The sequence below is a fragment of the Vagococcus allomyrinae genome (assembly GCF_017829975.1).
Taxonomy (GTDB): Bacteria; Bacillota; Bacilli; order Lactobacillales; family Vagococcaceae; genus Vagococcus_D; species Vagococcus_D allomyrinae.
On record NZ_JAEEGA010000012.1, the window covers coordinates 44,215 to 69,159 of the forward strand.

Consider the following 24,945-nt stretch of genomic DNA (forward strand, 5'->3'; position numbering starts at 1 on the left):
TCTTAACTTGTTTTGATTAAGAAACGTTAACTTAAATAAGAGACACCGGTTAATTCTTCAGAGATTTGCCAAAGTTTTGCAGCAACTTTTTCATCATAAATTTCATTAATAATGTCATCTTCTTTTGGATAGCCTTTGCGTTTCTTTGGACCATCTGGGCCAATGTACTGACCGCCCTTTAAACCTGGTTCAGTCGCCGCAAAAAGAGTTGGCAAAGCCCCCATGCTAGCAGGCTGGCTGACCCTATTTTGTAAAAATCGCAGCAGTGGATTGGCTTTGCCACCTGAGCCCCGAGAAAATAAATTAGATTGAGCAAATCCAGGATGGCAAGTAACACTTATCGTATCACAGTAATCCGCAGCCAGTTTCTGATTTAACTCACGAGCAAATAGCATATTGGCCAGTTTGCTTTGACCATAAAAGTCAATCGCTTTATATCCTCTTTTTCCATCCAAATTATCAAAATCAATCCTCCCATGATGTGCTGCCAAACTACTGACCGTTACCACTCTAGAACTGGGAGCGGCTTTTAAACGATCCAAAAGCAACCCAGTCAAAGCAAAATGTCCCAAATGATTGCAGCCAAACTGAGACTCAAAGCCATCTTTGGTGAATTGAAGAGGCGGAATCATAATTCCTGCGTTATTGATTAAAATATCCAAATGATCGTACTGACGATTTACTTGCTCAGCAAAGGTTCTAATGCTGGCCAAATCGCTTAAATCCAACATCATCAACGCTAAAGATGCCCTTGGAACAGCCTGATAAATGGCAGAAACCGCCCTTTGCCCCTTCTCCATATTACGAACAGCAAGAATAACGTGGGCTCCTTTTTCTGCCAATGCCAGCGCCGTTTCATAACCAATCCCACTACTAGCTCCCGTTACAATAATTATTTTCCCAGATAAATCCGGTATAGCTGTGTTAGACCAATCAGTCATACTGCCTCCTTTCTTACATAAGTCACTCTTTTTACCTCTATCTCCATTAACCATGCCGCATCATCAAAAAAGCTAGTCCTTTAGGCTTTAGAATGATTGGAAGTCGAAGATTTTACTTAGTGACAATGCCGGGAAAACGATACAATACTAATTTATCAAGATAGTCAAACTAAGTCAATCTCACGAAAAAAGAGATCAACAAGTGATCTCCTTTTTTGTTAGCTATTCAGCAACCGTTACTTCACCAGTAACAGAGGCACCTTCTTTATCAAGAACAGCGGATGTTTTGTATTCTTCTTTTTCAAACACGATATTGCCTTCTACTTTCGCAGCGTCTAAAACAAAACCATTTGCTTTTACTTCAATATCTCCTTTAACAGTTCCGTGAACAATGTTAAAGTTTTCTGATTCAACAATCACTTTTGGTGCTGTTAAGGTATACTCGTCAGTCACAACACGCTTATCATCTTGAGCATATAAAGCTAATTTGCGGTAGATATCTTCTGAGTCTTCCCCTTTATTATGAAACTCCCCAGCAACTGTTAAGTCATTATCAAATGTAACATCTGCTGTTACTGCCACAATCCAATTTCCATCTGCACTTAGAGCTTTCTCAATGACATCTGCCTTATCACTAATAGATGCCCCAGTTACAGCTTCTGTAGTAGATGAACTTGCATTAGTTACTTCTGATGAAGAAGCACTCGAACTTTCAGATGTTCCTTTATCTGGACTACATGCGGCTAAACCGCCTCCCACAACTAATAAAGTAGCTGCTAATGTCACAATCTTTGCATATTTCATTGAAAATACCCCTTACGTTATTTTATTTAACAACGAAATTATACAATATTATTCGAAATAATAGTAGTAATAACCTTTGTAATGTTAAACTTATTTGATAATTAAGGAAATATTTAACATGAAATGATATTTTTGCTGACTCATTTCGTGAAGCTTTAAAGGTATTTCAAACTTATTTTTCTATATAGTTCGTTATTAAATGATCAACAAAACTCAACTAAAACCCAAATGAAATTATCCAGTTCATAAACAACTGATAAAAAGCTAATAAAAATACAAATAATAAAATAATGTACAATATAATGAAAGTAACTATTTCTCCCATACTACTGCTACTTTTAGTGCTTTAATAATAACAAAAAATCGGCTATACTGTAAGGGTATTATGCTTATCTGTGGTAGTAACTGACGAAAGGAGGTCTCATTATTCAGTAACTTCTGTTCATAAAACAATAATAATAAAACAGAAGAACTACTTTAATCAAACAATCACTAGCTAATAACCTTAAAAAACATCCCAAATCAGAGGGATTCTGTACCTAACCATAACAGTTTCGCCTCAATCATTAATAAAATAATTTTACCAATTGTTCATTTATCGATCATTTATATTTTTAAATGAATTCTATTTTTTCTAAGATAAATTAACCCCGAAGTCGTTTGATTATTACGTCATAAAAAGCAGAAAGCATATACAAGAGAACCATCATACAAAAGAAACAACTAGAAGAGGAGAATTGATTTATGAAAAAGACCACAAAAAGATGGTTGTTTTTAGCTTCAGCGTCTACCTTGTTTTTAGCCTCTGCACCAATGGCGCTAGCTAAAAATGACGAAGCTAGCCCCTTACTTTCACAAGCGACAAAAAATAACTCTGGAGTTCCCGAATTAGGACTTGACCTAACGGAGATCTTCCATGAAGCAGTTTCCAATACTCAAAATGGAGTAGCTTATCTTGATGATAACCACACACTGCAAATAACCCCTACCAAGCAAAAACATTCAGGGATGATCTGGAGTAAAAACAAACTAAATTTGAAATACAGTTTTGATTTAGGCTCCTATCTATACTTAGGTAACTCTGGAGCAAGAGCAGCCGATGGCATGACCTTTACTTTGCAAAATGACCCAAGAATGGCTGATGATACTGAACGGAAAACTGTTATGGGAAAAGTCGGTCAAGGATTAGGCGTTTATTCCGGAGATAGAGAGGGAAATCAAATCGGTGGCTCACAATATGTGAAAAATGCCTTTAGTATTGAATTTGACACTTATTACAACTATAAACCAAACCAAGCCCAAACCATGGATTTAGAAGTAGGCGTTCTAGCCCAGTCACTTAGAAGAAATGCCAGTAACAACAATTGGGGGCATATGGCCTTTGGTAAACCCGATGTCTATCCAATTAATAACGATACAAAAATTAAAGATCCAGTAACTGGTAAGTTGGTTGATAACAAACAAAGTTTGAAACCAGTCTTAGCAAATGAATTTTTAAGTAATGGCAAATGGAAAAAATTCGAAGTAGATTGGAATGTCGACACGCTGACCTTATCTTTTGAAATAGACGATGTGAAAAAAGATGCCAAAGGAAATATTGTCTTAGACACTGGCTCAAAAAACCATTACAAGAGCTCTTACACATTTAACAATATGGACGAAGTGGCTAAAACTTTTGGCTACAAAGATGCTAACGACACTCTAAAAGTACACTGGGGATTCACTGGTAGTACAGGAGAGCAATATTCTCAACAAGCATTGTCAATGTCAAGAATGCCTGGCCTTGAGAATGTCCCTGCCCACTACGTAGACACCGCTGGCAATACACTAGTTGAAAGTGAAGATAATATTGGTGAAATTGAAGCAGATTACACCATTTCACCAAGTCAAGATGCGGCTAAGACACTTAAAGACAACGGGTACACGTTGATTGGTGTTGATGGTAAAGTTACGGGCAACTACGACTATGGCGAAACTAACGAAGTCACCTTTACTTACGCAAAATCTGAAGAGCTTTTTGGCGCTAAATTGACGGCTGTCGATGCCAAAGGAACCTCAATTGATAAAGGTGAAATTGTCCAAGGGAGAAAAGTAGCCTACCAGTTACAACTAACACCAAGCGACCTATTCAAAAATTACACGGGAGTAACTGTCGCCTATCAATCATTTACAATTGATCAAAACATAGATGGAAACCTGGAAAACATCACCAACCTTAAACTAACTGATAAATCAGGAAAGGCTGTCGGCACAGTCAGCAATAATGGCACTAGCATTACGGGTCAACTTGATCCATCATCAACAACCTTAGCATTAGATACGTTAATTTTGAGCTATGACGCTGTCGTTAAACGTGATGCAGAGATTGACAGTTTCGTTAAAGCGAAAGCTGCTGTTAATGTTAGCCTAGATTCATCGATTAACGCTTTAACAAACGTTAACTTCCTGTCAGCTCTTAGCTTACTATCTAATGAAACCTCAACAAAAGTTCTTAAATCATGGGCACCAGAACTTACAGTTACTAATCGGACGATTAACAAAGGAGAAGATTTTGAACCAATCAAATTAGAAGGCGTTAAAGCCATCGATCATGAAGATGGAGACATTACCTCATTAGTTAACGTTGATTACTCTGATTTAAACGAAAATCGTAACGGAACATACCCTGTTATTTACACTGTTACAGATTCTGATGGGAACACAGTCTCTGTTACCATTAATGTCACAGTTATCTAGCCGATGTGATAATTAGATTAAAATAGACATCGAATTAGAATCACTTTTTTACTTCACAATATTGTAGAGGTTGAGGCTAACATCTCAACCTCTTATTTGATAATTAAAATCTTCTCCATCAGCAAGTTTAGCTCAACACCACTAAATAATCGCCTGTTAATCTGACAACAATAGCATTAAACCAAGTTCTCTAAGCGAGCTGTTTCTCCAATCGCTGAATATACTCATTCGCTTCCATAGTTAACCACTGCTGATGATATAAATTTTTTTCAGCCTCCAACAAAGCTTGATTTTTTTCAGAAATCTCACGTTGAAATAGAGTAACCATCTCTGTCATAATTTGGTCCAACTCCTCAATCGCTTTTACCTCGATCTCAGACATTTTCATCCCCTCTTTCCTAAAGTAATCCTGTCAATCGCCTATAATAATTCAAGTGTAAATGGGAAGTCCAACTAACTATTTGAACTCGTTTCTCTCGTAACCGCTCAAAAATATGAATGATATCTGATACTTCCTCACCTAATGCACTCAAACTTACTATTACAACCACATCCGACGCCCTTAATATGTTAATAAGCGCCTCCAATTCATCTTGAATACTCGATTCATACTTTTCAATAAAAATCTCCTGACAGTTGTAATCCCCCATAATCTTTAATTGTTCAGCCGTTGAAAATGGCACTTCTCTTTTCATATAGCCGTATACGGTCACAGACTCACCCCTTCACCATAATCGTCTAGTCATCCCACCGATTCTTTTTTCTGACAAGGCGCCTCTTGATGAATATACTTATACACACTTCCCAATGAAACATCACACTCAGTCGCTATTTTTCGCATTGCCCATTTTTTATCATGATACAGATAATAAATTCGTTCGATTTTCTTTTTGTCGATAGCTGGACGCCCAATCGTTTGCCCAATTTCTCGTGATAATTGAATTTGTTGCTTCGTCCGTTCACTCCTACATGCAAAATCAATTCTGCCTAATAAATCAAGTAAATCAAAAAAATCATACGCTTTATTACTATCCAATTGATCCTCGAGGCTGATTAATTGGACTTGTTTATCACGACACAAATCTATTAGGGATCGCAACCCTTGAAATTTTTTTCCAAAAACTTTTAGATTAGTTACTACTAACACGTCGCCCATTTTTAGAACGCTTAACAATATATCTAATTCACGAAATTCCATTAATGAATGAGCTTCCAGAAACACTTCATCACAACCATAAGACAAAATACCTGTCAATTGATCTTTTTCACTGGTTGGAAATCCTTTTCTTACATACCCATATTTAGTCATAATTTAATTCCCCCTTGTATTGTCATCCCATTTCCCATCAAATTCCTTTACTTTTTCACTTGTCCGCTTGAACGGAAATCCTTCTTGTCTTTTTCCACCATAATAGAGCCATAAGGAGGATGTTCTAAAACATCCTGCAACTCCAAACTAATATCTGCTAATTCTTTTAGCGTTAGATAAGTGCCAATAGGCAATTTCACACGCCTCGTCAAACGTTTATGATTAGCTTGAGACAATAACTTTTCTTCTCCATCCACTTTTAAAAAATCCCGTACAACGTGTTGATATTTAAATTCATACCAGCCATCAGGTTCATTCTGCTGATAACGTCGCCATACCCAGCTTAACTCCATGACTGCCTGCTTCATGTGTTTAAATTCTTCATAAGAAAGTGTCTTCATCTTCATAATTAGTCTGTCCTCTAACCTCACCTTTCTGTTAGGTCTCCTGACTACTGTTCAATTTGATTGATATACTTGTGAACAGTCCCCAAGGAGACACCGCACTCATTTGAAATTTCCCGAATTGTTTTCTTTTGAGACAAATGAATATACTGAATTTTCTCAATTGTTTTTTTAGTAATGGTTGGTCGACCACCGACAATACCTTTTTCATGAGCAACACGTAAGCCGCGGCGAGTTCGCCGACTTACAACTTCTTTCTCATTCATAGACAACTCATACAAAAGAGATAAATATTGCTCATCAGAATCTAACTCCTTTTGAAGAAAATGAACCTTAATCTGTTCCTCCTTAATTAACTCGAGCAGTTGTGTTACTTGAGTTAATTGAAGCCCCATACTTGAAAAATTTACCAAAACAATTTGTTTTCTCCTGTATTCCTTTAAAAATCGTTCGAAATCACGAAATTCATTTTCAGAATCCCTTAATTGGATCACCTCTTCACATTTACCAACGCCGTAAAGAAGCGACAATTCTTCCACTGAGCCTATTTTCGCAGTATATCCAATTCTATTCATAACACCTTTCCACCTTTCATTTATCCTATTTTATAAATGACTCTCATTTACTAACTTAAAACGACTCGCCGTTGCATGAAGTACGTATTCTTTTGAATCCTTATCAAATTTAAAAGACCCTTCGAAATCACTGAAGACGACTTCTGCTAACTGAAGATCATTAAATGGCGAACACACTACGATATCTTCAATTATCACTTCAATTTTTTTTAACTGATGAGCAGTTAAAGCCACAGTCATTTTAGAGCCTATTCTGACACTTTCATTACCTACACCGGCAACATCACTATAAGCAGGTAATAATTGAACCAAAATAAACTTACCACCCTTCAAAATCATATGATCATTAAACGTAATATCATTAATATTCAACATAGATATACTCCTTTTTAGTCACTCAATTTGCCATTATGCGTGACCAAAGCCTCAAGATGTTATCTCTTAAGGATTTGGTCACTTATAGACTCACTCTTTCCCATCAAGCTATTCATTTTGATCAGGTTTCACGACATCCCACCCTTGTTTATTATTCCAAATGGCCTCTTTCGTATTTCCTTTATCATCCTGATAGGTTACTGTTATTTTATTACGGGCCTGATTTAATGGAATATCCAAAATGGTCGTCTCCACAACAGGACTGTTTTTCACCTTAAAAGCTTCATACTTCTCACCATCAATATATACAGTAAAGCCTTCCACATTCGCATAATAAACATGAAGCTGATCATTTACCATTGAAAGATAAATAGCATTATCCAACTTAGGCTTAAGATAAATTGTCAGCCAAAACTCCGTACTAAGACTGCTATCTATGAGAACTGTCTGTTTCCTTTCATTCTCCTGATGTGGTTCTTCCTTTGTAGTTAAAACATAACCAGCTACTTCATAAAACCCAAGATTTAATGGAATAACTTTGAAAACTTCCCCTTCTACTTCAAGCAATAATTCTACCGGCGTGTAACTAAGAGTTGCACTATCAATACCAGAGGTAATTTTATTCGTCACTTTATTTGCTGGACTACTTTCAATTCGAACCGTCCCTTGTTTTGGCACCTCCACTTTAGCCGTTGGCTCCAAAATAATTTGCCTCACATGAAGAGCAGTCGCTCGCCTTCGATAAATTAACTTACCTTCCTGATAGGTTTCACCAATTATGTATTCCAACCCTCGATCGGAACCATCTATGTTAGTCGCCTTAACAAATTCATATAATGCAATCGTCTTAGGTTCCACCCGTTGTTGATTGCCAATTCTTAAAACTTGGTCATAGATCAAATTGCCAGCTTCTAGCGGTGCCCCTTTTTCATCATAGGCCTTCAAAGAAATTTTCTGCGGAATAGCTGCTTCCCACGATAGATCCGTTAACTCTTCTTTCTCCACTTGATTACCATATTGCGAAAACTCCACATAATATCCTTGATTACTACTACCAGCATGATTAAATGGAATATCGTTAAACCACTTGTTTTTAAATGCAAATATCATGGCGTTTTCAGCATTTCCAACATTGTTTGGTTCATTGGAACTAGCTGTCCCACTATTAGTTTTTCTGACCCAACCATCATAGATACCAGCTGGCGCTCGCCCACCGCCATCATAAGTTGCTTTATTAAGATACATAATTCCAGACTCAGGACCATTTGACCAATACCAATGCCCCTTACTACTATCATAAAGAGTTTCTGGAATACTCTTTTCATCATTCACTAAAGAGTTAGCATCTGATGTTTTAGTCAATCTAGTGCCACCTAACCACCCCGGTTTTTTCGCAATATTATTGTAAATAAAATCATGTTCTTCAGGAGTTGTAACAGTTGCCAGATAACCAGTCAAATTTTTGTAAGACAATTTTTTCGCTTCATTATAAGCTTGAGGCCAAGTCAACGTTTTATTAAGAAAGGTGTAGTAATGAGGAACTCCCTCTTCGTCTGACCACGATGTATACACTTTTTCGTGGAAAATTAGTCTTATGCTGCCTACTTCATTTACAGGTTCTTTCAACGTTACTCTTAAATCCTTGATAAACGATTCAATCGTGGCTAAGTTATTTGACCCTTCCATAGCAAATGTAAAAGAACGGGATGTATCAGTTTCACTGTTCTCAAATGAATACCAACCTGTTGGTAACGATAAACTACTAAAAGATTTAATTTCAGCATGCTTAGGAACATGAACTTCCAAAGATTTCATTTTATTGTCAATATAGTGATCTAATGTCAGGTTAACAATCTTCGCCTCATCCTTTGTTCGCTCAATATCAAAATCAACATATTGAACCAGATCATCAATTGGCTGGCTGTCAATCTCTCCAACATTGTTGGCACGATCCACAGCTAAAAGATGTAAATACTTATCCGCTCCCTTCTGTCCAGGAACGGTAAAATTTACTTCTGTCGTGTATGTCAGCGACTCATCATCAGGCGCAACATAAGCATCAAATTTAGATTGATCAATTCGACCAAATTCATCTTTATAGCCTTCGACAGTCATCTTCAGATTAGTAGTAGGTGAATCTGTGATTTCATAAAAATAGCCAGCAATATTACTAAGAATAGTTTCCTGTACTGTATCAGATTTTTTCACACCATTATTTTTGGTATCTGCATCCACATACCATTGATAGACTTTCCCTCGATCAACTGCATCAGTTTTAATAGTTAATGAACCGTCTTTTCCAGCTCTAATAACAGGTGTTTTTGGCTTTTCTGGTCCTTTATCATCCTTAACTGTCTGATCACTGGCAAATGTATCCAAAGAAACTTGAGCAAGATTGTATAATGAATTTACTAATATTTTCATTTCATCAGATGTTGACTGACCGTTTGAATGACCTGTTTGAATCAACCCTAAATTGTCTTTTGTTAACAAATAATGATTATTAGTACCATAAGTAGCATCATTCACTAAATTACCACCAGAGCCAACACTCGTAACCCCGAAAGGTGCCTTAAACTCCAACCATTTTGTATTAGTATTAACTCCAGACATTTGTGCGGCAGAATGTGCATAAGGTATAGATAACTCCAAACTATTAGCCAATTCATGGGGGTATTTCATTAGATAACCATTATTGGTAACTTTAACCTTATTACTTCCCATCCGTAATTCCTTTTTCCAGGGATTGTTAGTCCCCGTTGAATAGGTTGTAATTCCCAGATAGGTTTTGAACGTATCAAAATTTTTGAGATTTGCCCAAATCGTATCATGACCGAATAAAACACCACGACCCGAATCCATAAATTTTTTCGTTTCCTCACGACTTGTGGCATTCAAATCTCGACTGTTATTTGAATCCCAAGTTCCGAACATCAGCACATCATACTTATAATCCCCTTTTCCATCAATCAATGCTCCTCTAACATTACTATTGTAGGTTGCCATAGACATTGAGGTGACCTTGATCAAACCGAGCCCAATACTTGGATTAGTCATCCAACCTTTTAAGGTATTGGAAGCATCACTATCTGGATAAATATTTAAAACTTGTACCTCCTTCCCAAAATTAACCGATCGATTCTCCCATGTCACGCCTTGATCTTCAGATTGGTAAAGCTGATACCCTCCTTGGCTCAAGTTAGGTACATCGTCCCACTTTAAATCAGCGTAGTTCTTTTTTGCCGATGTATCCCACCTATTATCTACAGTTAGACGAAAATCTCCCTTTTTGATTACAGTCGAAGCCTCAAGCTTACTAAAAAACGTTTGATAGATTGTCACGCCAATGATCACTACAGCAACTAGTCCGACAATTCCCCCAAAAAGCTTTAGCCTATTAACCTGATGTCGCTCATTTCTAGGCCTTCTCCTACTCATTTCGATCACCACTTTCCCTGCAATTTATTTGTTCTCATCTTGATTGTTAGCCGCCAAAGGAGTCCCTGTCTCATAGCTAGATAAATAGTACATATTCAGATTAACCGTGGCCGAATAAGCAAAACTGCCTTCACCAACCGAATCCGGATTATGACGGTATGTTACCTGTGTGACTTTTGTAAAACGCTCATCATTCTCTAAGTGTTCCACAAAACTCAATAAACCAGGCTCAGAGTCACTAATAACATCAAAACTCATCGTCAGGCACCTAATCTGATTCTCATCATCAACTGCTCCCTCATCTACAGGAAAAAAAGTGGTATCCTCAAAAGTCATATGTTGAAGAGATACCGTATTTTTTTGAGCCAACCCTTGAAAATACTCAGCCAATGACATGCCATTTGGTAATTTTGGCCTTTCCGCTACCATAGTTGTTTCCAACAAAGCCGGCAAATCCTTCAATTTCACTATCTTTTCCTGTTCACCATGAATGTCCTTCCCGAGGATATCCACTTGTTTTTTTAACTCATTAACGTTTGCCGCTTTAGGCTGAATCAAAATTCCCCAGACAATCAACGTTAAACCAACTATTGCTAAGGCCAGTAGAGTAGACATTATTATATGTTTTTTGGAAAATGAAATTTTAGTCATCTTGGGCCTTCTCCATTCTGGATATCATAGGAACTTCCTCTTTTTTCAGACGTACGATGTAATCCGACTCCGAGAAGTCAGCTTCTTTCGTAATCGATACCGGCTTACAATCGTACACCCATTCAATCTTTTCTATAGCTTCCTTAAATCTGACACCACCGGTATAAAAATCGCCTCTAACACGTATCGTTAAACTAGGAAGTAACTTCGAGCCATCACCAGCCAATACGTCTTGAGTGTTTTGCTCAGCTGGCTCGTCTAATAACAACTCATAAGACAACATAATCACGTCAACACTCTTAGCTACCTCACTAAAATTAGCCATTACAGATGCGGCCAGCTTCTGTTCCTGTTTCAAATTAGAGACCGCCCCTTGAAGATCAACTAATTGAGATTGTTGCAATTCTTTAACTTTTTTCCCAAGTAGCGCCTTTTCCATCAGTTGACTATTGACTTGATTCGTGTATTTCGTCACATTTAATTGATAAAATAAAAACAGAAATATCAACATGAGAACAACCATAATTGCTGTAAACCCTGACCCGATCAAAATAATGTCAAATGCCTTATTTTTTACAAATTTATCTGGTAACAAATTAATATTCATGCTAAACCTCTTTCATAGATAGTCCTGCTGCTAATAGATAACGCTCAGGAATATCTTCTTGACCATTTTTTAGGGGAGACCCTAAGGCTTTAACTGGTAGCTCGTTCCGCTCTTGGATGATAATCTCAGCCTCCTTAGTCAAAAAAGGATGGCCGCCAACTAAATAAATTTGCGAAAGTGTTTTACCAGAAGAGATTTCCGTTGTAAAATAATCAGAAACATGTTGAATCGTCAGCCCTAACCCATCCAACGCTTCTAACTCGACTGACTTAGAAAACTCCATTTTAGAAGACTCATTCTTTTCAATATATTTCCAGTTAACTTGATTATAATTTTCGTACTGAACATAAACAGGTACAAACTTTTCAAAAATAGTGATGGTCGCTGTCCCTGCATTCAGTTCTACAAGTGTAAAGTTTTGTGACCAGTTGATGCGCTTTTGAAACACTCGCGCATAGGCCAGTGAGCTAGCATCAACACCAATTAATTGACCACCACTCTTTTTAATCGTATCCCCAATCTTCTCCAAAAAAGGTTCAGATGTTACCACGACAGAAACATTACCATCTATTAACATTTGATTTTTTTTTACTAAGATGTTTTTCACTTTATCCGGCGAGCGCTTCTTTTTCTTTTTTGACTTTTTTGTATCACCATGATCGTAAACTAATAAGTCAAAAATTGGCTGATCAAAAGGCAAAGGAATTGATTCACCTAATTCAAAAAATAGAAACTCACGGACTTCTTTTTCTGATTTCATCTGTTGAACAGGCACCTGTCTAATCAATAGCTTGGAATTTGGTGTCGCAATGATCATCTCAGCATTTTTCATATGCGTTTTACGATAGATTTCTTTTAAGCAATTCACAAATTGCTCTGAATTTCTCAACTTATCACCTTTGAAAAAAGAACCATTATTCACGATCTCGCCATAGGTCCATTTGGAATTTTTCTGTACGCAATAACGAATCACGTTCTTTTCAATATCAATGCCGATGCCCCGACGCCTTCTTTTTTTCATCATCACTACTCCTACCTTTATCTCATCTAAATAATAATTCAATCAAGGTCTCATATTGCCCAGTTGAATATTGGTAAACTAACAAAGTCCCTATTCCGATAAAGGGACCAAACGGAATAAATTTTGAGCTTTGTCGCCTCATCAAGATCATTCCTAAATAATAAATGAGAGCCACAACAGATGCCACAAACAAAACAGCAACTACTTGAAATGGCCCAATAAATATCCCAATAATTGCAAATAATTTGATGTCGCCTCCCCCCATGGCCTTTTCCTTTATTTCTGTTAATATAAACAGTGGGAGAAAGCCAACTAAAAGGCCGGCTATTGGATACCACCAGTATTCATTTTGGGGAATGAAAAAGCGTTCAATAATTCCCAATAACATAAAAGGTCCTAAAACTTTATTCGGAATAATTTGATACTTAATGTCAGAGACACTAACTATCAATAGCAATGATATCAACGTAATACTCACTATTATCTCTGGTGTCAGTTGCATTAACGCAACTGACATCACAAATAGCACCCCTGTTAAACACTCAAAAATAGGTGAGATTACACCTATTTTTGAAGAACAGTAACGACATTTCCCTTTCAAGAATATATAGGAAATCCCCGGAATCAATTGCCAGGCCACTAATTTATGGTGACAATCATCACAATGCGAACGGCCTACCAGCGATTCCTTTTTTGGTACACGATAGCCTACCACCATGAAAAAGGAGCCCAGACACATTCCTATGATAAACAAATAGAAATACACAACAATAATTGGAACATATAATCCAAATAAACTCATAAAGAAACTCCATTCAATAATATGATAGTTTTAAACAACTACGACGTTTAGTCGAATAAAGTTGTTCTATCTAGGTTTGAAGCAGCATCCACATCACCATCAAATTCTTTACTTGACTTTGAACCTGCCTTTAACTGACCAGTTGGAAATTTAACACTAAGTTCTCCATCCGTTCCTACTGTAAATTTAATGTCCGTTAAAGTTCCATAACTTTTGACCTGCTTAATATAGCCTTTAGTTTTCACTTCATCTAAACCAAATTCCCCTGTTGCTCCATCTGTCAATTCATTCATTTGATATAAACTACCAGCATTCAAAGCTTGCTGAATGTTGGAAATTGCCGCATCTTCTCTCGAATTTTGAATGACCTTACCAATAGCAAGTGCACCCACTCCCATGATGATAGCCAAGATTACCACAGTTGCTAATAATTCGACTAACGTTAGCCCTTGCTCATCTTCAACAATACGATTAAATCTTCCTTCTTTTCTCTCTTGTAACGTTACAACATTCGTCATTCTTTCATCCTCCTGAAAATCTTTTTATCTATATTAGCTAGAAGTCTAGGTTTCTAGTTAATAACTAAATTAATAATGAGAAATTATCCTTGTACTGCACTATACATTGCAAACATCGGCAACATAATTGCAGCTACTATGAATCCAACAATGCCACAAATCACTAATAACACTAGAGGTTCAATAATAGTCTTAATCCGTTTAGTGGATTCATCCACTTCTCTTTCATAAATCACACTCAGCTTTTCGAGCATATCTTCTAAAGAACCTGTACTTTCGCCAACCTTCACCATTTGTGTCGCTAATAAAGGCACGGCAAAGCTGTTGGAGAAGATAGAACTTATACGTCCACCTTGAGACACTTCTACTTCACATTGTTGTACCATCTGTTTAATAAATGTATTTTTCACTACTTCTCCACTCATTTCTAATGCCTTTACCATGGGGACTGAACTCCCAAGTAGAGAAGATAGAGTAGTCATAAAGACTGAGAAATTGCTTTTTTGCATGAGCTCTCCAAATCCAGGGAGTTTTAACATCATAGCATCATAGTTCAAGCGGAAAGTAGGATTTCTCTTCCCAAAGAACAATCCAATTGAAATACCCAAAATTGCCAAAACCACAACAATACCTTTAGTTTGCAAAAAATCACTAATCGACATTGTCAGTTTCGTAATGGCCGGTAATTCAGCATCAAAATCCTCAAATACCGTCACAAACATCGGAACAATCGATACCATCAAAAAGATACCAACAGCTATTGATGCAATTAACATCATAATTGGATAAATCATGGCCGTCACAATACTGCTACGATTAGCAGAAGATTTTTCATAATAATCAGCCATCTTCTTTAAGTTACTCTCCAACGAGCCTGATACTTCAGCTACGGCGATTACATTAACGAGTAGTGGAGGAAACGCATTTGGATGTTTTTTATAACTATCAGAAAGAGTCGACCCATTTTCCAAGTCCTGAGTGACCTCATTTAAAATCTTCTTAAAATTCTTGTCTTGTTGCTGTTCTTCTAACATAGTGGATGCTTCCAAGACAGTTATTCCCGCATTTATTAACGTTGAAAATTGTTGCAAATATCCTACTAATAGCTTAGGTTTGACCCCAGAAAATAAAGTTATCTCCTTATTGGCAAAGGTTGCTTCTTGTTCCACTACCGATAGAGGCTTGATGTGTTTTTTTTTCAATAACTGACTAGCTTCCATCACAGAACTTGCCTGGATGGTCCCACGAGAAGTTTCCCCAGAATATTTTTTCCCCTGATAAACAAACGTCGCCATTAGGCCCCACCTCCATCGTCTAAAATCCCAGCAGCCACGTCAGCATCGACTCTGCCAGCCTGAGATAATTGTGTGACTGAAGTACTCATAGTGTGCATGCCTTCAGCTTTTCCCATCAATAACATGTTGGTGATTTGATGCGTTTTTCCTGAACGAATAATACTAGCAATCCCCTTAGAGTTCACCAACATTTCTGTCGCAGCAACACGCCCTCCGCCATCCATTGTTGGCAACAAACGTTGAGACAGAATCCCGATCAAGGCCCCAGCCAATTGAGTTCGCACTTGGGCTTGTTGTTCAGCTGGGAAAACATCAACAATTCGCTCAATCGTTGAGGGTGCGCTAGACGTGTGCAGCGTTCCTAAGACCAAATGTCCAGTTTCGGCAGCTGTTAAGGCGATGGAAATCGTATCAAAGTCCCGCATTTCCCCTACCAGAATCACGTCAGGATCCTGACGCAAAGCGGCTCTTAAGCCATTGGCAAAAGATTCCGTATCTCGACCAACTTCTCGTTGGGAGATGATGCTTTTTTTATGTTGATGGAGGTACTCCACAGGATCCTCTAAAGTCAAAATGTGTGTCTTTTTTGTTTCATTTAAATAATCCAGCATGGCTGCCAATGTGGTTGATTTCCCTGATCCCGTCGGCCCAGTAACTAAAAACAGCCCTTGATTTTTTTGAATCATACTTCTTAACACTTCCGGCATTCCCAAGGAACTTAGGTTGGGAATTTCAATTGGGATCTGTCTTAAAGCGATGGCAACAGTATCCATCTGCCTGAAAACATTTACCCTAAAGCGACTGATATTTTTTAACTCATAAGCCAGATCAACTTCCCCTAGATCTCGATATTCCTGCCACTGCTTTATGGTGCATATCACTTTAGCAATGGCTTCGATTTCACTGGAGTACAGTGTCTCTGTCCCTTCAATCCCTTGTAAATTGCCATGTAAGCGAAACATCGGTGGCAACCCTTCTACCAAATGAATATCCGACACATTTTTTTCGACAGCCAATCTCAGCCAGCTTTCAATTCTCTTTTTAGCCTGTCCCTTCGCCAGCTTTTCTTCTGGGGTCAGCAAAGGGAGATTTACATCAATGTTTCGACTTCTCTTTCGTGATTGCTTTCTCCGTGTCTCACTCACCTATCCATCTCTCCCTTTAGCCATCTTCAGCCACTACTTTCAATAATTCTTCTACTGTTGTCTCACCAGATTTAACTTTTTCTAAGCCATCATCAATTAGAAACGTCATCTTTTGTTCTTTCACATAATCAAACAACTCATCATTAGTCGCCTGATTGGTCACCATGCGACGAAGTTCAGCTGTCATGGTTAATAATTCTTGAATCGCGATTCGCCCTTGATATCCCGTATAGCCACACTTGGCGCATCCCTTTCCTTTTGAAAGGGTGCTTTCAACACAGCCATGTTCTTGTAAAAAGATTCGCTCCTGCTCAGTTATAGGTGACTCCCTCTTGCAACCGGTACAAACTTTCTTAACCAAGCGCTGAGCCAGCACACCTTCAAGAGCATTAGCAACTAAAAAACTGTCTACTTCCATATCAATCAAACGGTTGATCGTCCCAACAGAATCGTTAGTATGCAAGGTAGATAAAACCAGATGCCCAGTCATTGAAGCCCGAATGGCAATTTCTGCGGTTTCTTTATCACGAATTTCCCCAACCATGACAACATTGGGGTCCTGACGCAAAATACTTCGTAAACCACTCGCAAAAGTCAAGCCAATACTGCTATTAACCGCCACCTGATTAATTCCTTCCAATTGAAACTCCACTGGATCTTCTACCGTAATAATATTGACATCAGGATGATTCAACTCTTGTAAAGCAGCATATAATGTCGAAGATTTTCCTGATCCAGTCGGTCCAGTAACTAAAATAATACCGTGTGGCTGTTTTAACAACTTTCTAAACTGTTGTAATAAGGTTTTATCAAACTTGAAATCATCTAGGCTTCTAATACCAACAGTTCGATCCAATATCCGAATCACAATCTTTTCACCGTGAATGGTCGGCAGAATTGATACCCGTAAATCCACTATTCGTCCGCCATTAGTCAACATTGCCCGGCCATCCTGAGGCAAGCGAGTTTCAGTAATATCCAAAGCTGAAATAATCTTTAGTCTAGAAGTCACAGCCTGTTGAATATTTTTGGGTAATCGTTTCAATTCACGCATTTCCCCATCAACTCGGATTCGAACAGCTAGATATTTCTCCTGAGGATCGAAATGAATATCACTAGCCCTTCTATCAACAGCATCTTGAAGAAGTGCATTAACTGTTTTGATAACTGGAGAATCTTCATTAGTGTTGGTATTAACCACAGCAGCCTGCTCAAACTCCTGACCAGCAAATAAATGCTCAATATTCAAATCAGACGGATAGTCACGGACAATCAACTGCTGAACATCCCCTCCATCTACCTGAACCGGCTCAATGGTTAAACCTGTAATAATGCGCAATTCATTTAAAACTGAAAAATCTCTTGGCTGACTCATAGCAACAGTCAAACGATCATCCTCCCTTTTCAAAGGAAAGACATTGTATTGTTTAGCAAAACTTCTGGGAATTAACTCAAGCAATTGCTTATCAAAAGGCGTATTAAACAAATCTAACCCGTAATCATTTTCGTCCTTAATCGTAGAATGCCGTCGTTTCCTTCGTGAGTTTCTTTTCTTTGACACTTGCTGACTCACCCAATGACCTCCTTCTAATAAACCAGATTTTCCACATAATCAAAGGTCCGGTTTATCACTTGGCTCGAGCCTTTATTGCCCGTATTTGTCGGTTTCACAATCACTACTTGACCATCTGCTATACCAGTTTCCTTCGCCTTACTTAACTCTTCAACCTGAGTAACGTTAATCCCTTTTTTCTCCAAATCATTTCTTAGTTCTTCACTATCTTTTTGGCTATATGGCTCGAGGATTACCTTTCCTTTTAAATGCCCCTTACTGACAGCTTCTTCAATAAATCGAGAATCAAAAAGCAAATTTTCAGGCAATACTTTTAATGACAAATAGGAATTTTTTGCCACTTCCAAATGAAACGGCTCCACACCCGCGTATCCTAGCTCCATCTTAGCCCCACTTTTCAATACAATTTGGTTCCAAGCAGTCTCATCATCATAAAATGATGTAAACAATTCTGAATCCTTTTTCCCTGAAAAATCTTTAGGGTACTCACTATAAGATTTCCGACGAGTGGTTTTGACTGAGTCAATAAAACTAAGACCCTTCACTGATAAAATCGTTTTACTGCCCTCCAAAGTAAGACTGGACGGTCTTTCAGGTTGATTACCATTAAAATATGAAAATTCTAAGTGCCCACCCTCGTTTTTCATTAAGACATTCGTCAAGAGAAAGTTGCCAGTTACCTCGATTTTTCGAGAGTCGGTAATACTTGAATTTATGCCATTCTGATTAACTGGACCAGCATAAAGACTGCCGCCTGATAAGACCATTGCTCCAGTCAAAAATTCATTCCAATTTGTTCCCTTAGGATCTTGAACCACGGCATTTGTAGCATACTGAGCAAAAGAAAAATTGTTAGCTTCCAATTGATTCGTCACTTGAATTTGTCCTTTGGAAAATAGAACACCCTGAGAAGACTTTCCACTGGCCTCTGAAAAAGTACTATTTATCAACAAATTATTCGTTTGAAAGTCCTTAACATCCAAAATCAAATTTGATTTTGGAACTGGTAACTCAATCAAAGTACCTGTAGCCGCCTTAACCGCATCCAGCTGAATAAAAGAAACCAATTGGGGATTTTCTGTTGAATTTCGCAAAGAGAGCACGTTTCCAGTTTGAAGCTGACTCCCTCCAATGCCCTTCATTTTTGGCCCATACTCCACTAAAAAAGAACCGGCAAATCGTAAATTACCAATCTTTTTATCACCTGTAGTAAAATCTAGTGGACTACCATCGGTGATATCAACGATTTGTTCTGTCAAATCACCATATAATGGACTAGTTTGACTACTATAGCTCCCATAATCAAAGTTTTTTTCAGTTCCAGCCTGGAAGCGATAAAGCTGATCCATTTTTTTTAACCACTCATCAGCTGATAAATACTGACCACTCTCATTTAGATAATAGGAATAGAAGACATTGCGCCAGGTATCAATACCTTGAATAGTTTGATCCACATCCACTTGCTCCCACTGCACTTCATAGATAAAATTTGCTGTTACTTTGGTCTTAGTCACAGCATCACGCCGTTTCTCTGTCACTTCTACGGTTAATGGAAATATCAATTGACTATTGGTCCGACTATCGCCTATTTTGTAACTATCTTTCGTCCAGCCAAAAGCCCCTGTTCCTTCATCCAATTTGTACGGATCAATTTTTAATACTTTATTTTTAGTTGAATCATAAAAAATCTCATAAGAAAACTGTTTTTCCGCCCCAATATTGGCATCTTTAATTCCTTCAAACATTTCAGGTAATACCCACTGACTTACTAATCCTTTTAAAACTGTTTCATCATTTCCCAACTTGCCTTCAGCAATCGTTATCGATAGCTTATCTTCCAGAACTTCTTTTATTTTCTGAGTGCCCTTTTGCATGGCATAGTCACTTACATCCTTGCTTTGCTTGAATTTGTCCACTCGATCAACTTGTGAAAATGCCCTCATCGCAAACAAAAAGATAGCTCCTACAATCACACTGGCCAAAATAATTGCCCCTAATGCATAGATTAAGGCATAGCCTGACTCTTCTTTTGCTTTACCACCTACCATTACCTGGAGTATCTCCTTTCGCTTTTTCATCATCACGATAACTACAGACAAACTTGCGACTATAATGAATCTTCTTTTTGGAATCAGCCAATAATTTTTCCATGTCCCAGACACCAGTTGCACCGTTATAATAAGGAGTAAAATCGATTGATTCTTGATAAAATAAAATAATGCCACTTGTTTGAATCGTAAAAGTATCTCGATAACTAGTTGTCCCGTAAGTTGTTTTACGGTTGTCATTCTCATTTTTCTGTAAAAGAACTTTTATTTTGACGTTTCGATCTTTGATATAATAACTGTCTGATTTTTGGTTTGAATTATCATTAATATCAGTCAAAAAAATAGGATTAATTCCCTCATCCGAAGGCTTATTCACCAAAGACTCTGTAACATTTCCCTCAGTGATTTTGATAATATGAGTCTCTTTCCAACTTCCACCACTAAATTTGCCAAAATAGTTTGCCTCTTTATATACCTCTGGTGTGCGACTTATTTTTTCAATCTTAGCGACCATTAAGTTAGCAGTCTGTTGAAATTCCACCTGCTGTCCTTGAATAGTCGACGCCTTAGAAATGCTAAATAATACACTTGAAAGTAAGATGGCGACCAAACCAAAAATCACCATTGCACCTAAAACCTCAATCAAACTCAATCCCCGCTCATCATTAATTAATCTCATCGCCCATCCCTCCTATCAAGAATCAATCACCCAATTTAAAACTGTTGATGTTAACAGACTCCCATTTTTTTTGTCATAGACTAATATCGTTAAATCAACCCCCTCAGTGCGAGGATTATACGAAGCATTTGTTTCTGGGGTGCTCACCTGAATCTCTACTAAAAAATCTGTTCCCTTCGTTCCGTGAAGATATTCACCAATATACAATTGATTAACCTCCGACCGCAGTTTTTCAGGTAAAAAGTTAGCCTCTGTCGGGTAATATTTTACCTTTCTCACGAAATTGCCTCGCTTACTGTCAACCTCTTTCACTTCAACTTCACCATAAACAGGAAGAGACCCATCCCGTTGAATTCCAGTATTATCCAAAATAAGGTGGCCGCGACGAGCGATCTGCTTATCCGTTAAGTTTTTCCCTTGTTGGATCTGTACAAAGACATAATTATTTAAATAAGCAATATCCTGAATCTGCCCTTTGTAAAGTAACCATTCTTTGATATCTTCACGGACAAAAGCAGCTTCTTCTTTTCGTTTAGTTAATTGGATAGCTAGACTATTTTGATGGACTAACGTCGCTAGCAACATAAAACAACTCCCAAGAAGAATGACTGCCACAATAATTTCTATTAACGAAAACCCTTTTTCGTCTCTGAACAAACGAATGACACCCGTCATGTTACAGCCTCCTTATTTTTGTACGCTGCTTTCGTCGTCTTTTTTTTCCACTCATCAATTCCTTAAGTTGCCGACTCATCTTCTCCTGTTTTCGATTCACTGACAGTAACAAAAAACTGTGGACCAATAAAATCAGACTAAGACCAATCATGATCCCATAAACTATAACTGTCATCCACTCACCCTTACTTATGGCAACTCAATTTCTCCCAACTGATTGTTTTTATACTCCCAATGATAGAGAGATACTTCATCACGCGAAATTGGTTGAAGATAAATACTTAACCAAAACTCAGAACTATTTGAGACATCAATAGACTCAAATGGACTTACACTGGCTGATACCTCATGCCCTCCATCAGTCTGTGTCACCACATAGCCCACTAATCGATAGTTCATCGGTACTATTGCCTTGAAATCAACTAAAGGATAATCACTTTGATACTTTATGATATAAGTATCGAATCCCCCCAGATTGGTGTTAGAAGAAGTCATCTCTAGATTAAATACCTGACCTTCTTTCCCATGATTACGGCTAATTAAAGCACCGAATCCCTTTTGAGGAATGACCAGAGACTCATCTGGCTCATTGATAATCTGTCTAATATGAACCACCACTTTACGATTACCATAAATTAGCTGACCTTCTTGATAAGTGTTGGTTATGTCATAAGTTAACAAGTGTTCTGTTCCATCAAGATTAATTAACTTAATAAAATCATGTAGATCAATTTCAGGTATCGCCACGGTTTGCTGCTGATCAATGCGCAAGCCTTGATCCATGATGACTTTCCCTAATTGATTTCCTTCCTCATCATGGATCGTTAAGCTGACCTTTTGGGGAATATCCGCCTCCCAGCAAACATCAGTCAATTCTTGTTGCTCTTTTTGACTGCCATACTCGGAAAATTCTACATAGTAACCTGCATTACTTCCGCCAACGTGGGTATAAGGAATATCGTTGAACCACTTATTCTTAAAAGCAAAAATCATGGCATTTTCTGCATTTCCTGAATTATTAGGTTCGTTAGCAACTGCCGTGCCGCTATTGCTTTTTCTAACCCAGCCATCATGAACCCCAAGCGGAGCGCGCCCCCCTCCATCATAAGTAGGTTTAGTCAAGTACATCAAACCTGCCTCAGGCCCACTTGCCCAGTACCAATAACCTTTTCCACTGTCATACAGCGTTTCTGGTATTTGCTTTTCGTCCATAATCAACGAATTAGCAGCAGACGTTTTTGACAGTCTTGTGCCACCCAACCAACCTGGCATTTTGGCTATATTGTCAAAGATAAAATCATGTTCCTCGGAACTAGTGACAGTCGCCAAATACCCCTGTAACCCTTTGTAGGATAGCTTTTTGGACTCATTATAAGCCTTAGACCAACTGATAGTTTCATTAACAAAGGTATAATAATGACTTCCTCCTGCTGGATCTGTCCAAGAAGTGTAGACTTTTTCATGAAAAACCAAGCGAATACTCCCTTGCTGATTCACATTGTCCGTCATAGTAACTCGCAAAGTAGACAGAAAATCATAAATCGTTGCAAGTTGATTATTACCTTCCATCGCAAAAGTAAATGAGCGACTTTTTTCTGTCTCACTATTTTCAAAAGAATACCAGCCTGTTGGCAAAGATAAACTAGTAAAATTTTTTATTACGGTATTTTTAGGAATTTGGATTTCCAAAGATTTCATTTTTTTATTTAACGAGTCATCTAACACAACATTAATCAACTTAGCTTCATCTTTTGTCCGTTCAACCTCAAAATCCACATACTGCTGCAATTCTTTTATCAGGTGACTGCTAACTTCACTGACATTATTAGAGCGGTCTACTGCTAGAATATGAATATACTGACCAGACTTTCTGCTGGCATCAATCGTAAAAGAAGTTTCAGTCTCATAGTTTAGAGCATCATCGTCAGGTGCCACATAAGAGTCAAATTTCTCTTTAGCAATACGTCCATAAGCATCTTTATAGCCTTCCACAGTAGACCCAAGACTGGATGTAGGTGAATCAGACACGTCATAAAAATAGCCGGCTATATTGCTGACAATCGTTTCCTTTACCGTATCTGATCGTTTAACACCTTGATTTTTCGTATTAGCTTCCACATACCACTGATAATCTTTTCCACGATCAATAGCCTTCACTTTGACATTTAACTGACCATCTTTCCCACATCTAATAACTGGACTTTCAGGTTTGGTTGGAGCTTGATCATCACGAACGGTTTGATCATTGGCAAAATTATCCAAAGAAACTTGAGCCAAGTTGTACAATGTGTTGGCAATGATTTTACGTTCATCCAAGGTAGAGGCTCCATTACTGTGTCCCGTCTGAATCATACCTACGTTGCCATTAGTTTTTAAATACCAGCCATTCCGATAGGTCTTGTTATCTTTTCCTACAAAATTTGTAATTGGATTTGGCCAACTACCAGTCGGTTGTCCAAACTCCAGCCAAACCGTCCCCATATCAACCTGTTGTAGTTCAATCGTATGAGCATACGGGATGGTAAATTTCGCACTATTTGCCAGCTCAAAGGGGTATTTCATTAAATAGCCATTGTCTTTAATGTTCACTTCTGTTGAACCAGTCCACACGCTAGCCAAAGGTTCGCCATTTTGAACAGTTCCTGGATGCACTTGCTGATAACCCAAACCTAAATATGGACCAAAAGCCTTCACCTGATTAGGATTTCGACCTGCAAGAGTATCGTGCCCCCACAAGGTACCTCGCCCCGACTGGACAAACTTTTCTGTTTCCGCAATAGCTAATGAGGTCAAATCTTTCATATTGTTACTGTCCCACGTCCCAAACATCAACACATCATATTGATAGTTACCACTACTATCTTTCAAATACGCATTTGGATTAGCATTATAGGAAGCGTAGCTCACTTCATCTACTGATATCAGATTATTTCCATTCTGATCCTTCATAATCTCAGGACTATCGTTACTGACAGACTCAATCCATCCTTTTAATAAACTCACATTTGGATAGATATTCAACACTTTAATGGACTTACCATAATTTAAAGATCTAAGAGACCAATTCTCCCCATCTTCTGACTGATACAGCTGATACCCCATGTTGGATAACCCTGAAACAGCGTCCCAATCAAGCTTGGCATAATTTTTCTTAGTCTCTGGTTCCCATTTGTTTTCTGCTGCTAAACGAAAATCCCCATTTTTTTCAACAGTTGCCCCTCGCACTGCCCCACCACTCTTGACCTGTCTTCCCCAAAGGTACCCACTACCAATTAAAACAATCAATAGAACAAACAGTAAGTAGGCCACATAAGATCGTCTATTTTGACCTCTATTCATCTCAGCTGCC

General features: G+C 38.0%; 22 protein-coding genes. 1 reads left to right on the forward strand and 21 read right to left on the reverse strand.

The genetic code is table 11. The annotated features are described in order from the left end of the window. Nucleotides 1-26: 26 nt before the first annotated feature. Together I6N95_RS17215 and I6N95_RS17220 are read right to left on the reverse strand one after the other, a co-directional pair. On the reverse strand, nucleotides 27-941 hold the full coding sequence (locus I6N95_RS17215) for an oxidoreductase (RefSeq protein WP_209530248.1): 915 nt from the start codon (nucleotides 939-941) through the stop codon (nucleotides 27-29). A gap of 222 nt (nucleotides 942-1,163) precedes the next feature. Further along, nucleotides 1,164-1,745 (reverse strand): polymer-forming cytoskeletal protein, encoded by a 582-nt coding sequence (locus tag I6N95_RS17220; RefSeq protein WP_209530250.1) that lies wholly within the window; start codon nucleotides 1,743-1,745, stop codon nucleotides 1,164-1,166. 744 nt (nucleotides 1,746-2,489) lie between these two features. Here I6N95_RS17220 and I6N95_RS17225 point away from each other — a divergent pair. Continuing rightward, a complete protein-coding gene (locus tag I6N95_RS17225) occupies nucleotides 2,490-4,481 on the forward strand; it encodes a lectin-like domain-containing protein (RefSeq protein ID WP_209530253.1) in 1,992 nt (663 codons plus the stop codon). Between the two features lie 190 nt (nucleotides 4,482-4,671). On the opposite strand, the gene I6N95_RS17230 is transcribed toward I6N95_RS17225, so the two are convergent. The 19 genes from I6N95_RS17230 to I6N95_RS17320 form a co-directional block, all read right to left on the reverse strand. Beyond that, entirely contained in the window at nucleotides 4,672-4,863 is a 192-nt protein-coding gene (locus tag I6N95_RS17230; protein ID WP_209530255.1) for a hypothetical protein, read from the reverse strand. A 16-nt stretch (nucleotides 4,864-4,879) separates the two neighbouring features. Beyond that, entirely contained in the window at nucleotides 4,880-5,194 is a 315-nt protein-coding gene (locus I6N95_RS17235) for a recombinase family protein (RefSeq protein WP_209530275.1), read from the reverse strand. Between the two features lie 29 nt (nucleotides 5,195-5,223). Next, complete coding sequence (locus tag I6N95_RS17240) at nucleotides 5,224-5,790, reverse strand: recombinase family protein (RefSeq protein ID WP_209530277.1); 567 nt, start codon at nucleotides 5,788-5,790, stop codon at nucleotides 5,224-5,226. A 47-nt stretch (nucleotides 5,791-5,837) separates the two neighbouring features. After that, nucleotides 5,838-6,197 (reverse strand): hypothetical protein, encoded by a 360-nt coding sequence (locus I6N95_RS17245; RefSeq protein WP_209530279.1) that lies wholly within the window; start codon nucleotides 6,195-6,197, stop codon nucleotides 5,838-5,840. Nucleotides 6,198-6,241: 44 nt separating this feature from the next. Further along, entirely contained in the window at nucleotides 6,242-6,769 is a 528-nt protein-coding gene (locus tag I6N95_RS17250; RefSeq protein WP_209530280.1) for a serine integrase family protein, read from the reverse strand. Between the two features lie 30 nt (nucleotides 6,770-6,799). Beyond that, entirely contained in the window at nucleotides 6,800-7,144 is a 345-nt protein-coding gene (locus I6N95_RS17255; protein WP_209530282.1) for a hypothetical protein, read from the reverse strand. Between the two features lie 108 nt (nucleotides 7,145-7,252). Beyond that, the gene (locus I6N95_RS17260; protein WP_209530284.1) at nucleotides 7,253-10,582 is read right to left on the reverse strand and encodes a C-type lectin-like domain-containing protein; all 3,330 of its coding nucleotides are present in this window, start codon (nucleotides 10,580-10,582) and stop codon (nucleotides 7,253-7,255) included. A 24-nt stretch (nucleotides 10,583-10,606) separates the two neighbouring features. After that, entirely contained in the window at nucleotides 10,607-11,233 is a 627-nt protein-coding gene (locus I6N95_RS17265; protein ID WP_209530286.1) for a hypothetical protein, read from the reverse strand. Further along, a complete protein-coding gene (locus I6N95_RS17270) occupies nucleotides 11,226-11,840 on the reverse strand; it encodes a hypothetical protein (protein WP_209530288.1) in 615 nt (204 codons plus the stop codon). The genes I6N95_RS17265 and I6N95_RS17270 overlap by 8 nt, the downstream gene beginning before the upstream one ends. Before the next feature lies 1 nt (nucleotide 11,841). After that, nucleotides 11,842-12,861, reverse strand: a complete 1,020-nt coding sequence (gene pilM / locus I6N95_RS17275; protein WP_245249629.1) for a type IV pilus biogenesis protein PilM — start codon at nucleotides 12,859-12,861, stop codon at nucleotides 11,842-11,844. 22 nt (nucleotides 12,862-12,883) lie between these two features. Further along, on the reverse strand, nucleotides 12,884-13,663 hold the full coding sequence (locus tag I6N95_RS17280; protein ID WP_209530292.1) for a prepilin peptidase: 780 nt from the start codon (nucleotides 13,661-13,663) through the stop codon (nucleotides 12,884-12,886). A 47-nt stretch (nucleotides 13,664-13,710) separates the two neighbouring features. Beyond that, nucleotides 13,711-14,181 carry a prepilin-type N-terminal cleavage/methylation domain-containing protein gene (locus I6N95_RS17285; RefSeq protein ID WP_209530293.1) on the reverse strand — a complete coding sequence of 157 codons (471 nt, stop codon included), beginning with the start codon at nucleotides 14,179-14,181 and terminating at the stop codon, nucleotides 13,711-13,713. Between the two features lie 83 nt (nucleotides 14,182-14,264). Then, nucleotides 14,265-15,476, reverse strand: coding sequence for a type II secretion system F family protein (locus I6N95_RS17290; protein WP_209530295.1), 1,212 nt, complete (start codon nucleotides 15,474-15,476; stop codon nucleotides 14,265-14,267). After that, the gene (locus tag I6N95_RS17295; RefSeq protein WP_209530297.1) at nucleotides 15,476-16,621 is read right to left on the reverse strand and encodes a type IV pilus twitching motility protein PilT; all 1,146 of its coding nucleotides are present in this window, start codon (nucleotides 16,619-16,621) and stop codon (nucleotides 15,476-15,478) included. Before I6N95_RS17295 ends, I6N95_RS17290 begins: the two co-directional genes overlap by 1 nt. A gap of 16 nt (nucleotides 16,622-16,637) precedes the next feature. After that, on the reverse strand, nucleotides 16,638-18,137 hold the full coding sequence (locus I6N95_RS17300; RefSeq protein ID WP_430727548.1) for a GspE/PulE family protein: 1,500 nt from the start codon (nucleotides 18,135-18,137) through the stop codon (nucleotides 16,638-16,640). Nucleotides 18,138-18,208: 71 nt separating this feature from the next. Beyond that, on the reverse strand, nucleotides 18,209-20,242 hold the full coding sequence (locus tag I6N95_RS17305) for a hypothetical protein (protein WP_209530301.1): 2,034 nt from the start codon (nucleotides 20,240-20,242) through the stop codon (nucleotides 18,209-18,211). Next, nucleotides 20,229-20,921, reverse strand: coding sequence for a prepilin-type N-terminal cleavage/methylation domain-containing protein (locus I6N95_RS17310; protein WP_209530303.1), 693 nt, complete (start codon nucleotides 20,919-20,921; stop codon nucleotides 20,229-20,231). Before I6N95_RS17310 ends, I6N95_RS17305 begins: the two co-directional genes overlap by 14 nt. 15 nt (nucleotides 20,922-20,936) lie before the next feature. Further along, nucleotides 20,937-21,596, reverse strand: a complete 660-nt coding sequence (locus I6N95_RS17315) for a type II secretion system protein (protein ID WP_209530305.1) — start codon at nucleotides 21,594-21,596, stop codon at nucleotides 20,937-20,939. A 189-nt stretch (nucleotides 21,597-21,785) separates the two neighbouring features. Then, nucleotides 21,786-24,935: a C-type lectin-like domain-containing protein gene (locus I6N95_RS17320; protein WP_209530307.1), complete on the reverse strand. Its 3,150-nt coding sequence runs from the start codon at nucleotides 24,933-24,935 to the stop codon at nucleotides 21,786-21,788. Nucleotides 24,936-24,945: the final 10 nt, after the last annotated feature.

What these genes read in the sequence shown, in the direction of transcription:
- I6N95_RS17315 (WP_209530305.1), bottom strand. Translation starts at nt 21,596, where the DNA reads ATGACGGGTGTCATTCGTTTGTTCAGAGACGAAAAAGGGTTTTCGTTA.
- I6N95_RS17255 (WP_209530282.1), bottom strand. Translation starts at nt 7,144, where the DNA reads ATGTTGAATATTAATGATATTACGTTTAATGATCATATGATTTTGAAG.
- I6N95_RS17220 (WP_209530250.1), bottom strand. Translation starts at nt 1,745, where the DNA reads ATGAAATATGCAAAGATTGTGACATTAGCAGCTACTTTATTAGTTGTG.
- I6N95_RS17310 (WP_209530303.1), bottom strand. Translation starts at nt 20,921, where the DNA reads ATGAGATTAATTAATGATGAGCGGGGATTGAGTTTGATTGAGGTTTTA.
- I6N95_RS17225 (WP_209530253.1), top strand. Translation starts at nt 2,490, where the DNA reads ATGAAAAAGACCACAAAAAGATGGTTGTTTTTAGCTTCAGCGTCTACC.
- I6N95_RS17215 (WP_209530248.1), bottom strand. Translation starts at nt 941, where the DNA reads ATGACTGATTGGTCTAACACAGCTATACCGGATTTATCTGGGAAAATA.
- I6N95_RS17250 (WP_209530280.1), bottom strand. Translation starts at nt 6,769, where the DNA reads ATGAATAGAATTGGATATACTGCGAAAATAGGCTCAGTGGAAGAATTG.
- I6N95_RS17245 (WP_209530279.1), bottom strand. Translation starts at nt 6,197, where the DNA reads ATGAAGATGAAGACACTTTCTTATGAAGAATTTAAACACATGAAGCAG.
- I6N95_RS17290 (WP_209530295.1), bottom strand. Translation starts at nt 15,476, where the DNA reads ATGGCGACGTTTGTTTATCAGGGGAAAAAATATTCTGGGGAAACTTCT.
- I6N95_RS17270 (WP_209530288.1), bottom strand. Translation starts at nt 11,840, where the DNA reads ATGAATATTAATTTGTTACCAGATAAATTTGTAAAAAATAAGGCATTT.
- I6N95_RS17320 (WP_209530307.1), bottom strand. Translation starts at nt 24,935, where the DNA reads ATGAATAGAGGTCAAAATAGACGATCTTATGTGGCCTACTTACTGTTT.
- I6N95_RS17230 (WP_209530255.1), bottom strand. Translation starts at nt 4,863, where the DNA reads ATGTCTGAGATCGAGGTAAAAGCGATTGAGGAGTTGGACCAAATTATG.
- I6N95_RS17305 (WP_209530301.1), bottom strand. Translation starts at nt 20,242, where the DNA reads ATGGTAGGTGGTAAAGCAAAAGAAGAGTCAGGCTATGCCTTAATCTAT.
- I6N95_RS17280 (WP_209530292.1), bottom strand. Translation starts at nt 13,663, where the DNA reads ATGAGTTTATTTGGATTATATGTTCCAATTATTGTTGTGTATTTCTAT.
- I6N95_RS17260 (WP_209530284.1), bottom strand. Translation starts at nt 10,582, where the DNA reads ATGAGTAGGAGAAGGCCTAGAAATGAGCGACATCAGGTTAATAGGCTA.
- pilM (WP_245249629.1), bottom strand. Translation starts at nt 12,861, where the DNA reads ATGAAAAAAAGAAGGCGTCGGGGCATCGGCATTGATATTGAAAAGAAC.
- I6N95_RS17285 (WP_209530293.1), bottom strand. Translation starts at nt 14,181, where the DNA reads ATGACGAATGTTGTAACGTTACAAGAGAGAAAAGAAGGAAGATTTAAT.
- I6N95_RS17240 (WP_209530277.1), bottom strand. Translation starts at nt 5,790, where the DNA reads ATGACTAAATATGGGTATGTAAGAAAAGGATTTCCAACCAGTGAAAAA.
- I6N95_RS17265 (WP_209530286.1), bottom strand. Translation starts at nt 11,233, where the DNA reads ATGACTAAAATTTCATTTTCCAAAAAACATATAATAATGTCTACTCTA.